We start from the raw sequence: 14,278 nt of genomic DNA, 5'->3' as shown, positions 1-14,278 counted from the left end.
CATGTTGAAGTCATCGTTCTCTGCATATTTGTCACCCCTGCTGGCCCTCCTCCTGCTGCTGACCAGCCACTTTGCCACTGCCCAGCAGATGGGCGCCGGGATGATCGCCTATGAGGAGGGGCAAAGCCCGCGCCTCGTCACCGCCAATCTGAGCGCTGGCTCGGTCACCCTGCTTGAGCGCGATAGCGGAAAACGCCTAAAAGAGGTGCCGCTGGGGGGCGATCTGCGCCAGCTGGCCCGCGCCGATGATGGCACTCTGCTGGTCACCGACTACAGCGGCGATCGCCTGTTGCTGCTGGATGATGATCTCGATCTGAAAAAGGCGATCCCCACCGGCCATAGACCCTACGGGGTCATCTTCGATGCCAAACGGCAGTGGTTCTGGGTCACGCTGTTCGAATCCGCTCGCCTGCAGGCCTACGACACCGCCGGCAACCTACAGCTGGATGCAGAAACCTCCGAGACTCCCCGTGGACTGGCCCTGACCGACGACGATCGCCTGCTGCTCACCCACGCCATGACCGGCCAGCTCGCCATCTATGGTCTAGCCAAGCTTGGCCACGGCGCCAAGGGATCTTCGCTTCCCAAGCCCAAACTCATCACCCTGGCCGAGACCTATAGCGACACGACGAGCGACTCCCAGGGATTGCCGCGCCTGCTCGACGGCATCGCCCTCTCCCCCGATGGCAGCGAGGCCTGGTTGCCTCATGTGCTGTGGAGCTTCAGCCACCCCTTCCAGTTTCAGAGCACCGTCTTTCCGGCTGTCTCCATCATCGATCTCGATGAGGAGAAAGAGCGGGTCGATGAAAGAAAACAGCTCTTTTTGCAGATCAATCTGCCAAGCGTCGGCAACCGCAGCCAGATCGTCTCCAACCCTTTCGCAGCGCGCTTTGCCGCCGACGGCAAGCGGGTCTATCTGACCCTTGCGGGCTCGGAAGATCTGCTGGTGTTTGATCTCTCCCGCAGCGGCAAGCAGAACAGCAACCGCCACCGCCGCAAGAAGTTTCAGGGGGGCGCCAAGGCGACCCAGCTATTGCGTCACCTGCCGGGCCAGAATCCGCGGGACTTGCTGATCGACGGTGACCATATTCTGGTGCACAACGCCATGGGGCAGGATCTTACCCGCCTCAATAGTGGCGGCAGCGGCCCGTTTGCCCGAGTAACGGTTGATGTGCCCCACTTCGCCAAGCTGGTAGAGACGGATCCGCGCCCCGAGCCGCTTCAGCGCGGCGAGCGGCTGTTCCATCTTGGTAACACAGCGTCCAACTCACGCTTCCCCATGGCGGGGGACAACTGGATGAGCTGCAACTCCTGCCATCTGGACGGGTTCAACTTCACCAACCGCTATCTGATGGCGGCCCATCGCCAGAAGAGCGGCGACAACGCCATCAACGGCCACGCCAACCTCACCAACATGGTGGCGGGGGATTTTGTCGGCGAATACCTGCGCATGACCCAGCAGACCCAGGGTGGCATGGGGCACGACACCCGCGATGGGGCCGAAGCGGTTGACCCCGCCAAGCCTCAGCCCGAGGTGAAGGCGATGATGGAGGACTTACACGCCTTCGTCACCGCCGATGGCAACCTCCCCTATCTCGCCAACTGGCTGCGGCTCGATGCCCCGCGCACCGATCCCGCCAAGGCGCCGACGACTCACCCGAAGGCGTGGCTCAACTCCGCCTCCTGCCAGAACTGCCACCAACAGGCCTTCAAAGATTGGAGCGAGAGCAACCACCGGCTGATGGGCAACTCCCATCCCTACTACAAGGTGGTGCAGGCGCTGGCCCGCGAAACCGAAGGGGAAGCGTTTGGCCAATGGTGTCAGGGCTGCCACATGCCCCAGCAGGTGATGACAGGCCAGCTGGATCTGCCCAAGGGCTCCCACATGTTCGAGCAGGGCGGCGCCTCGCTGATTGCCGCCCACAAGGCGGGCGAACCTGTGGTTGAGGAAGGGACCGGCTGCGTGCTCTGCCATCGCATCACCAAGGTAGAAGACGCGGGCGGCAACAGCGCCTTTACCGTGAATTTGAAAGACCGCGAGAGCTATGTGTTCGAGGATGCCGCGGGCGGCAGCCTCCAGCACTGGCTGGCCGAGCGGCAGATCAACGCCCGTCCGGCGGCCCACAAAGCCTCCTATCAGAAGGATTTCTACCGCGACGCGGCTCTGTGCAAATCGTGCCACAACGAGTTTGCCCCGGGCACCGGCGCCAATATCGTCAACACCTGGGACGAGTGGGAAAAATCCAGCTTCGCAAACGCGGAGGATCCCGCCAAGCGGCGCACCTGCATCGACTGCCATATGAACCCGGAACCGGGCAATGGCGGCGCGCCGGTGGCGGGCCAGTCCACCGAAAACGGCACCATGAAAGCGCGGCTCTATCGCCACAACTTCACCGGCGCCCAGCACCAGCTGGTGGGGCTGCGTAATCCTGCGCTTGAACAGGAGAGCCTGGCGCTCTTGCGCTCCAGCGCTACCCTCTCCGCCCGTATCGAACAGGCGGCCGATAGTCAGCAGCTGGTGGTGCGGGTCGCCAATACCGGCGCGGGCCATGCTCTGCCCACTGGCGTAGCTGATTTTCGTGAACTCTGGCTGGAGCTGACCGTCACCGACGCCACCGGCAAGGTGGTGCTTGCCAGCGGCCAGCCGGTGGATGGCGCTGTCCCAGAAGATGCGCGACTGTTCAGAAAAGTGTTCGGTGATGCCGAGGGAAAGCCGGTTGGGCTCAAGTTCTGGCGCTACGCCAAACTGCTGGAAGATACCCGCATTCCGGCCGATGGCTGGCGCGATGAAGCCTGGCAGCTACCCGCAGATGCCCAAGGGCCATTCAAGGCCGATATCAAACTCAATTTCCGCACCTACCCCAAGTGGGTCAATGATGCGGTGCGCGCCGCCGAGCCGAGCTTGCCGGAGCCACCCATAGTGCAGCTAAATCGGTTGCAACTTACCCTGCAGCCTCTCCCCGTCACGCCCGCTACGGAGCCTCAATCCTGATGTTTGCAAGTTTTCTCATTACCCTGCGCGAGGGGCTGGAAGCCTTCCTGCTGGTCGGCATCTGCCTCTCCTACCTCGCCAAGCTGGGGGCGAGCCGCTACAACAAATTCATCTATCTGGGGGTGGGGCTTGGCCTTATCGCCTCCCTTGTGGTCGCCTTCCTGTTCCAGGTGGTGGTGAGCCAGTTCGAGAGCGAGCGCTACAACCACCTCTTGATGGCGGGGATCCTCATCTTCGCCACTCTGGTGCTCACCTATATGGCGATCTGGATGCAAAAGCAGGCCAAATCCCAGGTGGGGGCCATGACGGCGCGTATCGATGCGGCCATCGATGGCGGCAACCTGTTTGGTCTGGTGCTGCTCGCCTTTCTGGCGGTGATGCGCGAAGGGTTTGAAACCGTGCTCTTCTTCTCCGCCCTGCTCTACTCCGGGCAAGGGGTCGATCTGCAATCCGGCCTGATGGGCGCGCTGGCGGGGTTGCTGGTCTCCATCGCGCTGGTGTGGGGACTACTGCGCTCCACCCGCAAGGTGGCGCTGGCTCCTTTCTTCCGCTGGACCGGCCTGCTTATCATCATCATCGCCGCAGGTCTGCTGTCGTCCGCCGTCAACATGTTGCAAGCGGCAGAGATCATCACCTTCTGGACCACGCCGGTGTTCGACATCAGCCACATTCTCGACGATCAGGGGATATTTGGTACCTTCCTGCGCGCCCTGTTTGGCTACAATGCCTCACCCGCTGGCTTGCAGCTGCTGACCTGGGCCCTCTATCTGGCGATCTTCGTTACCCTCTGGCAGCGCAGCTATCGCCCGCAGGTGAGCGCCGCATCCAGCAAGGGCTGAGCCCGCACGCCCTGTAGCAACAAGGGCACGGGGTAACAACATCATTCGGGAGCCGCGCCTTGGCGCGGTTCCCTTATCTATCAAGCAGTTTCGGAATAGGTCATGAGCGATAACAACAAGAAAAGCATTGCAGTGCTGGGCGCTGGCCCCGCCGGTTTGATGGCGGCCTGGCGCCTGCGCCGCGCCGGTTTTGCCGTCACCCTGTTCGAGCAGGAGCCGGTGGTCGGCGGCATGTGCGCCACCCAGACCTTCAAGGGACGCGATGGGGAGTATCGCTTCGACTACGGCGGCCACCGCTTTATCACCAAGAACCCCGAGCTGCTCGCCTTTATCGACGAGCTGATGGGGGACGACCTGCTCCACGCCGAGCGCAAGAGCGTGATCCGCTTTGGTGGGCGCACCTATGACTACCCATTGAACCTGCCCAACTTGCTCAAGACGGCGCCGCTCGCCCTGATGGCCGGTGCGGTGAAAGACTTGCTGCTGTTGCCCTTTGCCAAGAAGCCGGATGATTTTGCCAAGGCGAGCTTTGCCGAGTGGATCCAGAGCCACTTTGGTCGCACCCTCTACCGCCAGTTTTTCGAGGGCTACACCGGCAAGCTGTGGGGCATCAACCCGGACAAGCTCTCCGCCGACTGGGCCGGTCAGCGCATCAGTCTGATCGATCTCAAAGATGTGGCGCGCCGCCTGCTGCCAAGACGTAATGGCAGCATTTCGGTGCGCACCTATGCCCGCAAATACCGCTACCCGAAATATGGCTTCGGCCAAATTTTCACTACTCTGGGGGAGCGACTGGTGGCAGAGGGCGTTGAGCTCAAAACCGGCGCCACCATCACCCGCCTTGAGCAGGCCGATGGCCACATTGAACGGGTTTATTGGAAACAAGATGACGTTGAGCAGAGTGCCGCCTTCGATCAGGTGATCTCCACCCTGCCGCTGCCACTCACCTGCCAGCATCTTGGCTTGCCGTGCGATCTGCACTACCGGTCGCTTCGCTTCGTCAATATGCCGCTCAAGCAGGAGAACCTGTCGGACAACACCTGGCAGTACCTCTCCGACCCCCATATTCTGGCCACCCGCTTGCAGGAGCCGCGCCGCCGCAGCCCCTTTATGGCTCCCCAAGGCCAGACCTCGGTGATGCTGGAGATCCCCTGCAATCCGGGGGATGCCACCTGGCAGGCGCCGCTCTCTGATCTGCGCGGTCGGGTCACCGCCGATCTGGCGAGCCTCGGCGTCGATACCGCCAAGCTTGGCGATGAGACCTTCGAAGCGCGCAGTGAATACGCCTATCCGCTGATGGATCTCGGCTATCAGACACGCCGCAACGAAGCCATCAAGGCGCTGATGCCCATCACCAACCTCATCATGACCGGCCGTCAGGGGACATTCCGCTACATCTTCACTGACACCGCCATGGAGATGGGGATGATGGCTGCCGACATGGTGATCGACGGGGTGGACCGACGCCACGCCATCTTTAACCATCGCAATGAAAACACCGTGATCGAAACCCAGAGCGTGGCGTGAGGCTTGTCGGTGTCGAACAGGTAGACAGACGCCACGCCATCTTTAACCATCGCAACGAAAACACCGTGATTGAAACCCAGAGCGTGGCCTGAGTGCCAACCTCTTGGCATTAAGTAAGGAGAACAGGATGACCATTCGCCCGGGTTTACTCGCCCTCACCCTGCTGCTGACCCTGAGCGGGCAGGCACAAGCTTACTCCTACGCCGCCGCCGGCAAGGAGCCACTGATCGACGCCCGCGAGGCACTGCTGGGCGCCGCCACTGGCGGCAAGGATGCCAGCGCCACCTTGAGCGAGATTGCCGACGAACTGACCTATCTGGAGCAGCACCACAAGGTGGAGCTGCAAGGGCCGCTGGCCGCCGCCATCAAGGCCCAAGATGCCGCAGCCACCGCCGCCCTGCTCAACCGCGCCTACAAGGCGGAGATCGAGCGCCGCCTCGAAGGGGCCAGCCAGAATCTTGGCGACTACCAGACCGCCAAGGTGCTGGTGGTCAAGAGCAAGCGCTTCCTCGATTTGATCCTCCCCTCCCTCAGTGAAGGGGATCGCAAGGCGGCCGAACAGGCGCTGGCCAAGGTGCTGGATGCCATCGGCAACCCGGGGGTATTCGGGGTGGGCGCCAAGCCCGCCGATGCCGCCGCCTTTAGCGATGCAGAAAAAACGCTGATGGCCGTGCTGGCACCGCTTTGATGGCAACCTGCCAATCATTGCGCCATCTCGCTGTGACAAACGGTGGGTTTCGCTGCGCTCTACCCACCCTACGCACGGCCTACCGATAGATGCACCCGGACGCCGGTTTGCCCCCTTCTCCCCTTGCGGGAGAAGGGCTGGAGATGAGGGGGAAGGCAACGTATCGGCGTTGGCCTTCCCCCTGCTCCACCACCATTTGGCTGCTTATTCTGCTGCAACTGGCCTGGCTCGGCTGGCTGCTGGCCTTCCCGGTGGCCCTCGATTCCGATGATGCCCTCAATTTCGCCCACGGGGTGACGCACTTTAGCGTGCTGGAGTTCTCCCCCCACTTTCCGGGCTACCCCGCCTTTATCTGGCTGGCACGGCTGATCAATCTGGCGGTGGACGATCCGGCCCGCGCGGTGCAGTGGGCAAGTCTGCTCGGTAGCAGTTTGCTGGCGCCGCTCGCCGCCTTGCTGGCGGTCAGATTGTGGCAACGGCCAAGCCTGCTCGCCACAGTCTGGCTGCTGGTGCTGGCACTGCCGCTCACCCCGACGCTCGCCCTCTCCGGCCTTTCGGATGGGCCGGCGCTCGCCGCCTGGCTCGGGACGCTACTGGCCTTGCAGCAGCGCAGAATTGCGCTGGCGGGTCTGCTGCTAGGCCTTATGCTGGCACTGCGCCCCTCCTACTTCGTGTTGGCGCTGCTGCCCCTGTGGCTCGGGCTGGCGCAGCAGGGCACGCGCGTCAGGTTTGTGCTCCCCATATTGCTGGTGGGGCTTATCAGCCTGCTGTTTGTCTGGCAGGCCGATGGCTGGGCCTACTTCAGCGAGGGGCGCCGCTTTACCGACGGCCACTTTACCCTGTGGGGCAACACGGCGGCGGCCCATGGCGATCGGCTGCTGAGCTGGGCGAGCACCTTCAACGATCAGCTCACCCCGCTCTGGCCGCTGTTGATGGCGGCTTTGCTGGTACTGCCGCTTTGGCAAAGAGCAAAAAACCACCCTGCCGCCCTCTCCCCACTCTGGACACTCTACTGGCTCGCCCTGCTGCTCTGGACCCTGTTTGGCCAGAACCCCGACAATCCCCGCCATCTGGCCCCCATCACCCTGCTCGGTCTCGTGCTGCTGGCGGGTTGGCTGCCGCGCCGTGCTGAGTGGGTGGCCGCGGTGGCCGGATTGCTGCTGCTCGGCGCGACCTTCACCCTGCCCCGTCCGCCCGCCATGGTGCAGGCAGCAAGGCTGGCAGAAACAACGTGCCCGGCGCTGGTGACCCAGTGGGGGGTAAAATTGCTGCGGGAGACCACGGCACTGCCGGTCACGGACGGCTGGTACAAGGGGGATGCGGCGCTGGCGCTCTCTCGGGGAGCCTGCCGCCTCAGTCGCCGCCCCATTGCCGCAAGCGAAATGCCCACTGCGGTGCGCCAGCACTGGTTTGCCCCGCGCTTTGCCGCCGAGCCCGGACTCTGGCTCGCCATACCGGATCCATAGCTGCGACAAAACTGATAGACTGCTTTTTTCGCGCTTTTCAACCCGACGTTTCGCATCAACTGGACACCCTATGCCCCAATCGCCAACAGCTCAGGCTGCCGCCCTCTCCCCCCGTTTCCTGTTTATCCTGCTGGGTGCTCTGGCGGGTCTGACCCCGCTGGCGGTGGATATGTATCTGCCCGCTATTCCGGCCATCGCCCGGGATCTGGCCACCAGCATCGACGGCGCCCAGCTCACCATCAGCGCCTTTTTGGGCGGCTTTGCCATCGGCCAGCTCTTCTACGGCCCGCTGGCCGACAGCTATGGCCGCAAGCCGGTGATCCTGGCGGGGCTGGTGATGTTTGCCATCGCCTCGGTGGGCTGTGCCATGGCGGACTCCCTGCCTGAATTGCTGGCCTATCGGATGTTGCAGGCGGCGGGCGGCGCGGCGGGCTCTGTGGTGGTCAATGCCCTGCTGCGCGATCTGTTCGAGAAGGATGCGTTTTCTCGCGCCATGTCGTTCGTCATTCTGGTGATGACCCTGGCGCCGCTGGTGGCCCCTGTGGTGGGCGGCTATATCAGCGCCCACGCCGACTGGCGGGTGATCTTCTGGCTGCTGGTGGGGATCAGCCTGCTGATCTGTCTGGTGATGCAGTGGAAAATTCAGGAGACCCTGAAACCGGAGCACCGTCAGCCGCTTAATCTGGGCCAGATCCTCAAGAACTACTGGGGGGTGCTCTCCCATCGCGGCGCCATGGGTTATGTGCTGTGCGGCTCCCTCTCCAGCTCCGGCATGTTCGCTTTCTTAAGCGGCTCCCCTTACGTCTATATCGAGTACTTCAAGGTGCCGACCGAGCACTACGGCTGGCTGTTTGGCCTCAATATTCTGCTGATGATGGTGGTCACCTTCGTCAACAGCCGACTGGTGAAAGGGGTGGGCGCCGAGCGGATGCTGCAATACGGTCTGCTGGTGCTGCCCTGCGCGGGCGCTCTGCTGGTCTACAACGCCTGGAGCCAGACCGGCGGCCTGTGGGGCATCGTCATTCCGGTGGTGCTGTTTGTCGGCCATATCAGTCTGGTGGGCGCCAACGCCATGACCGGCCTGATGGGCCACTTCCCCCAATCTGCGGGCACCGCATCGGCACTGGCAGGCACCCTGCGCTTTGGTATCGGCGCCCTGGTCGGTATTCTGGTCAACCTCAATCCGCCCCACTCGCCGCTGCCCATGGCCATCGCCATCGCCTGCTGCGGCGTGGGTTCAACCCTGAGTTACTGGCTGCTGACCGGCAAGCGAGGCGATTGATCCCCCTCCCTCCTGTCAGGAAAACGAAAGAGGCTTCCGTCAACGGAAGCCTCTTTCGTACTGGCGCCCGGACGTTCAGAACTGGGCACTGTTGAGCCAGAGGTGCGCCCCTATGCTCACCAGATAACCGAGCAAGATGGCAGGCAGCCACTTCAGGTGGCCAAAGAAGGTATACATGCCGTGGGCCTGTCCCATCAGGGCCACCCCGGCCGCAGAGCCGATGGAGAGCAGGCTGCCGCCCACTCCGGCGGTCAGGGTCACCAGCAGCCACTGCCCCAGCGCCATATCCGGGTTCATCGAGAGCACGGCAAACATCACGGGAATGTTGTCGATGACGGAGGACAAGACCCCAATGAAGATGTTGGCCATGGTGGGATCCCCAGCGTCATACAACCAGTGTGAGACCAGCTCCAGATACCCCATAAAGCCCAGCCCACCGACACACATCACCACCCCGTAGAAGAAGAGCAGGGTATCCCACTCCGCCTTGGCCACCTTGTTGAACACGTCAAATGGCACCACAGAACCCAGACTGCGCAACCGCACCTCATCACCATTGCGTTCATAGAGCGCACGCTTGCGGGCAAGGGATCGTGGCAGCGACTTGCGCAAATAGAAGCCGAAAAACTGCAGATAACCGAGCCCCAGCATCATGCCCAGCACGGGTGGCAGGTGGAGGAAACTGTGGCATAGCACCGCCGTGATGATGGTCAGCAAGAACAGCGCGACGATGCGGCGGGCCCCCCGCTTGAGATCGACCACCTCGTTATCAGCCTCCGGCACATGACGCGGCACCATCAGGCTCATCAGGATGGCTGGCACCAGAAAATTGAGCAGAGAGGGAATAAGCAGAGTGAAGAACTGACCAAATTGCACCTTGCCCGCCTGCCACACCATCAGGGTGGTGATATCGCCAAAGGGACTGAAAGCACCACCGGCGTTGGCGGCGATCACTATGTTGATGCAGGCAAGATTGACAAAACGCCGATCACCGTTGGCCACCTTCAACACAACGGCGCACATCAAGAGCGCAGTGGTCAGGTTGTCTGCCACCGGCGAGATGCAAAATGCCAACCCGCCAGTCAACCAGAACAGGGTGCGCAAGTGAAAGCCGGATCGCACCAGCCAGGCGCGCAGGGCATCGAACAGCCGCCGATCCTCCATGGCGTTGATATAGGTCATCGCCACCAGCAGGAACAGCATCAGCTCGGCATATTCCAGCAGGGTATGGCGGAAGGCCTGCTCGGCCGCAGAGCTCATCCCCTGCTGTGCATAGGCGATACCGATCAGGATCCAGATCACCCCGGCGGCCACCAGCACGGGTTTGGACTTGCGCAGTTGCAGATACTCTTCAGCCATCACCAGGGCGTAGGCCAAGACAAACAATCCGACACAAAAAAGTCCGATTGAGGAGGATGTCAACAGAACAGGGCCACTACTGGCATGGGCAGGAGGGATAAACAGGGACAGCAGCAAAATAACAGGGGTGAGCGCAGACATGGTCTCTTCCTTTTAGAACCATCTGGCAATGATGCTAGCACCTGGATGAAAAGAAAAATTCATCCAGGTCAATTAACGCTTAATTGGTTTGCTGTCGAAACGCGGGATTATTTCTTGCCGAAACCCGACTGCTTGAGGGTATAGCCTGCGCTGTTTTGCCAGGCATCCAGACCGCTGCGGTTATTGCCCGCCACCAGACTGGCGGCCAGACTCGGGCTGTTGAACAACTGATCGGCGGTAAAGACAAAGCCGCCCTGACTGCGGGGCACTATGACCCCCTTTTCCAGCAGTTCGTGACGCAGCTCGATCACCGCTTCACGCAAAGAGGCGGCATCCTCGCCATTGGCGGTGGAACCGGCCAGCACCATAAAGCCCGGATTTTGCCGCTTGCCCACCGGATAACCGTGGGCCTCGGCCCCCTTGCCGTTGAAGTGGTAGAGCTCGCGCTCCCCCGGCCGGTTGTCGGAGAGTGCCTTTTGCAGGGTCATCAGCTCGTTGTAGATCTCGATGGGGACGACGGCAGCCTGCTTGTTGCCCTTGCTATCGATGATAAAACTGACTTGCTTGTGTAACATCCTTGCTCATCCTGTGACCCATGGAAGCCCCTATTCTAACCACCTCGGGCAAGCGGGATCCAGCGAGGATCCACTGCTCTTTTGCCGCCTTGATCACTAACTGGCACTCTTGATCAACCGTAAGGGGTGTTGATCATTGCCGGCCGTGCTAGCGTACCAAGCATGATGAAAGCCATTGACCATCAAGCGGTTATCCCATGCTGACCCTGCGCAACCTCTGCAAGAGCTTCGATAACGGCAGTGAACGACTGCCGCTGTTCCACCATCTCGATCTCGCCCTCCCCGCTGGCGAGATCACCCTGCTGCTGGGCCAAAGCGGCTGCGGCAAGTCGACCCTGCTCAATCTGATCGCCGGGCTGATTGCACCGGACGAAGGGGAGATCTGGCTGGGGGAGACCCGGATCGACACCCGCTCCCCCGACGAGCGGGCGCGCCTGCGGGGCCGCCATTTCGGTATCGTCTATCAGGATTTCAACCTGCTGCCGACCCTGAACGTGGTCGAGAATCTGGCCCTGCCGCTCGCCATCAACGGCATGCCACAGGATGAGACAAAGATTGACCAGTTGCTGCACCGGCTCGATATGAGCCACAAGCGCCATGCCTGGCCGGAGCAGCTCTCCGGCGGCCAGCGACAGCGGGTGGCGCTGGCCCGCGCCCTTATCCATCAGCCCCAGTGGCTGCTCGCCGACGAACCCACCGGCAGCCTCGATGAGCACAATGCCGAACAGGTGATGGCGTTGATGGTAGCGGCAGTGCGGGACACTGGCGCAGGCTTGCTGCTGGTGAGCCACAACCCCGCCTATGCTGCGCTGGCAGACAGGGTGCTGCGCCTTGAAGGGGGGCAACTTATCGAGCTCAAGGGGCCCCGTCATGACTAAACAGCGACTGCGCCTGCCGGAGTCACGCTGATGCTGCCACTCAAAGCGCTGCTGCGCCTCTATCGCAGCCACCCCTGGTTGCTGCTGATGAGTCTGGCCGGGCTGGTGTTGGGGGTGTCGCTGGTGGTGGCCATCGAGCTGCTCAATCACAGTGCCCGCACCAACTTCATCGCCGCCCGCAGCCAGCTGGCAGGAGAAGCCAACTACCGGCTGGCCCCCGCTGGCGGGCTGGATGAGCAGCTTTATGTGCAGCTGGTGACCAGCCAGCCCGCCCTCGATGCCATGCCCCAGCTCCATGGCTGGCTCAAGGATGAAGAGGGGCGCAGTTTTCAGCTGCTGGGAATGGATCTCTTCAACCCCGGCCCCCTGCGCCAGCTGTTTGGCGCCCAACCCGCGAGTGAGCCCGACTTTTCCCTCAACCGTGCCGACAGCGTCTGGCTGGCAGCCCCCGAAGCTGCGCGCCTTGGCTGGCAAGCGGGCCAGAGCCGCCGTTTTATATTGGGTGGCAGCGATGGCGCCAGCGCCCGACCCCTGACCCTGACGCTGGCGGGCACGTTTGAGCCGGGCGCCGTGCCCATGGAGCGACTGCTGATAACCGACATCGGCCTCGCCCAGCCGCTGCTGGGCAAAGCGGGTCGGCTCGATCGCATCGTCTTCAAGCTAAGCGACACCGAGGCTCGTACCCTGCAGGCCACCCTGCAAACCGATTACCCGAACCAGCCCTTGTGGCTTGAGCCCATCAGTCCGGCGCTCGATGCCAGCCAGCTTGGCGATGCGCTGGCCCTTAACCTGACGGCGCTCTCATTGCTCGCCATGGCGGTGGGACTGTTTCTGGTGTTCAACGCCCAACGATTTGTGCAGAGCGTGCGCCGCCCCCAGCTGGCCCAGTTGATCATTCTGGGGATGGGGCCGAGCCGGGTGCTCCGCTGGCTCATTCTGGAGCTGCTTATTCTCGCCACCCTCGGCACCCTGCTCGGGGTGCTGCTCGGCAGCCTGTTGGCCCTGGCGCTGATGGGGCAGCTCACCCAGGCGCTGGCCGATCTCTATGGGCCCAACCCCATCGAACTGCTTCGCCTCTCCCCCGTGAGCCTGCTCAAGGCGCTGTTGATCGGGCTGTTCGGTACGCTGGCCGCCAACCTGCCCGGCTGGTGGCAACTGCTGCGCCAATCCCCCCTTGAACTGCGTGCCGGCAGCAGCCGCCCTCCCGCTCATCCGTGGCGACGGCGCGTGCTGGCCATCGCCATCTTGCTGCTGTGCGCCCTCTGCCTGTGGCTACCGCAAACGGGTCTGACCGGCGCCCTCTTTATCGCCGGCGGCTGGCTGCTGGCCATGGCGCTCTGGCTGCCCGATGCCCTGCGCGGCCTGCTTGGCTGGTTGCGACGGCGCGCGGGCGGCCCCCTCACAGCCCGGCTCGGGGTGGCCGAGACCCTCTATCACCTCGACCGCACCGCCATCGCGGTGATGGCGTTGCAGCTGGCCATCGCTGCGGCCATCGGCATCGGGGTCATGGTGTCGAGCTTTCGCTCCAGCGTGGAGATCTGGCTCGGCCAGCGTCTGGCCGCCGACCTCTATGTCACCGCCCCCAAGGGGGTGGCGGGCAACAAGGGCACTTTGAGCGACACAACCCTTAAGACCCTGCTCACCAATCCGCTGGTGAGCGCCGCCTCGCGCCGCTCGGTACACCCCGCCCGCTGGCAGGGGCAGCCCATCGAGTGGGCGCAGATGGATTTTATCCCCCAGCTTAAAGCAGCCTATCCGCTGCTGGCCGGGCGCTGGCCCACCCGTCCCGACGAGGTACTGGCGAGCGAACCGCTGACGGTGCGCCTCGGGGTCAAGGTAGGCCAGACATTGGCGATCAGCGGCGAGCAGGGGCCAAGGCAGTTCACCGTCACCGGTGTCTATCAGGACTACGGCAGCGACAAGGGGCAGATCCTGCACGCCTTCGAAGCCGGGGCGGTGCAATCCCTCGCCCTCTTTAGCAACGACCCCGAACAGCTGGCCGACCGCCTGCGCGAGCGCTTTGGCGAGCAGCTTAATCTGCTCTCCGCCCCCGCCATCCACAGCGCTGCCCTCAAGGTGTTTGACCAGACCTTTGTGGTGACCGAGCTATTGAAACTGCTGATCCTCGGCATCGCCTTTGTCGGGATCGGCTCGGCCTTTATGGTGCTGGGGCTGGCGCGCCGTGACGAGCTGCAGACCTTGCAGAGTCTGGGCTTGAGCCCCCGCCATTGCCGCCAGCTGCTGGTGTGGCAAGGGGCGGGATTGGGACTGCTTACCGCCCTGCTGGCCTTGCCGGTGGGATATGGCCTCGCCTGGGTGCTGATCGAGGTGGTCAATCCCCGCGCCTTTGGCTGGCGCCTCGCCTTCGAAGCCGCCCCCCTTCATGCGGTCACCGCCCTGTTGCTGGCGCCGGTCTGTGGGGCACTGGCATCTTGGTATGCAGCAAGGAGAGTGGTATGAAATATCGGTTAGCGCACTGGCTCAGCCATGGCTTGAAGCTCCCATTAACCACGTCCCTCTCTCCGCCCCTT

The 14,278-nt window shown here is 62.8% G+C and carries 10 protein-coding genes; 8 read left to right on the top strand and 2 right to left on the bottom strand.

Going from position 1 to position 14,278, the window contains the following annotated elements:
• Position 1 precedes the first annotated feature (1 nt).
• The 6 genes from OKB77_RS04570 (at position 2) to OKB77_RS04545 (ending at position 8,794) form a co-directional block, all read left to right on the top strand.
• Positions 2-2,992, top strand: a complete 2,991-nt coding sequence (locus tag OKB77_RS04570; RefSeq protein WP_270817000.1) for a YncE family protein — start codon at positions 2-4, stop codon at positions 2,990-2,992.
• Positions 2,992-3,831 (top strand): FTR1 family iron permease, encoded by an 840-nt coding sequence (locus OKB77_RS04565; RefSeq protein ID WP_042080421.1) that lies wholly within the window; start codon positions 2,992-2,994, stop codon positions 3,829-3,831. Before OKB77_RS04570 ends, OKB77_RS04565 begins: the two co-directional genes overlap by 1 nt.
• A 102-nt stretch (positions 3,832-3,933) precedes the next feature.
• Positions 3,934-5,358, top strand: coding sequence for an NAD(P)/FAD-dependent oxidoreductase (locus OKB77_RS04560; protein ID WP_270816999.1), 1,425 nt, complete (start codon positions 3,934-3,936; stop codon positions 5,356-5,358).
• Between the two features lie 127 nt (positions 5,359-5,485).
• A complete protein-coding gene (locus tag OKB77_RS04555; protein ID WP_199428658.1) occupies positions 5,486-6,046 on the top strand; it encodes a hypothetical protein in 561 nt (186 codons plus the stop codon).
• A gap of 200 nt (positions 6,047-6,246) precedes the next feature.
• Positions 6,247-7,512 (top strand): hypothetical protein, encoded by a 1,266-nt coding sequence (locus OKB77_RS04550; RefSeq protein ID WP_270817009.1) that lies wholly within the window; start codon positions 6,247-6,249, stop codon positions 7,510-7,512.
• A 70-nt stretch (positions 7,513-7,582) separates the two neighbouring features.
• The gene (locus OKB77_RS04545) at positions 7,583-8,794 is read left to right on the top strand and encodes a Bcr/CflA family multidrug efflux MFS transporter (RefSeq protein ID WP_042055658.1); all 1,212 of its coding nucleotides are present in this window, start codon (positions 7,583-7,585) and stop codon (positions 8,792-8,794) included.
• Between the two features lie 75 nt (positions 8,795-8,869).
• Here OKB77_RS04545 and nhaD read toward each other — a convergent pair whose 3' ends face one another.
• Positions 8,870-10,294 carry a sodium:proton antiporter NhaD gene (gene nhaD / locus OKB77_RS04540; RefSeq protein WP_236352826.1) on the bottom strand — a complete coding sequence of 475 codons (1,425 nt, stop codon included), beginning with the start codon at positions 10,292-10,294 and terminating at the stop codon, positions 8,870-8,872.
• A gap of 107 nt (positions 10,295-10,401) precedes the next feature.
• Entirely contained in the window at positions 10,402-10,869 is a 468-nt protein-coding gene (locus OKB77_RS04535) for a DUF4357 domain-containing protein (RefSeq protein ID WP_005333716.1), read from the bottom strand.
• 197 nt (positions 10,870-11,066) lie between these two features.
• Between OKB77_RS04535 and OKB77_RS04530 the strand changes: the two genes are divergently transcribed.
• Complete coding sequence (locus tag OKB77_RS04530; protein WP_139464021.1) at positions 11,067-11,747, top strand: ABC transporter ATP-binding protein; 681 nt, start codon at positions 11,067-11,069, stop codon at positions 11,745-11,747.
• Between the two features lie 30 nt (positions 11,748-11,777).
• On the top strand, positions 11,778-14,207 hold the full coding sequence (locus tag OKB77_RS04525; RefSeq protein WP_270816992.1) for an FtsX-like permease family protein: 2,430 nt from the start codon (positions 11,778-11,780) through the stop codon (positions 14,205-14,207).
• Positions 14,208-14,278 lie beyond the last annotated feature (71 nt).

The sequence above is a fragment of the Aeromonas sp. Y318-3 genome, assembly GCF_027706185.1.
Lineage (GTDB): Bacteria > Pseudomonadota > Gammaproteobacteria > Enterobacterales > Aeromonadaceae > Aeromonas > Aeromonas veronii.
Note: the sequence above shows the minus strand (reverse complement) of the source record. Positions and strands in the feature narration are given on the sequence as shown.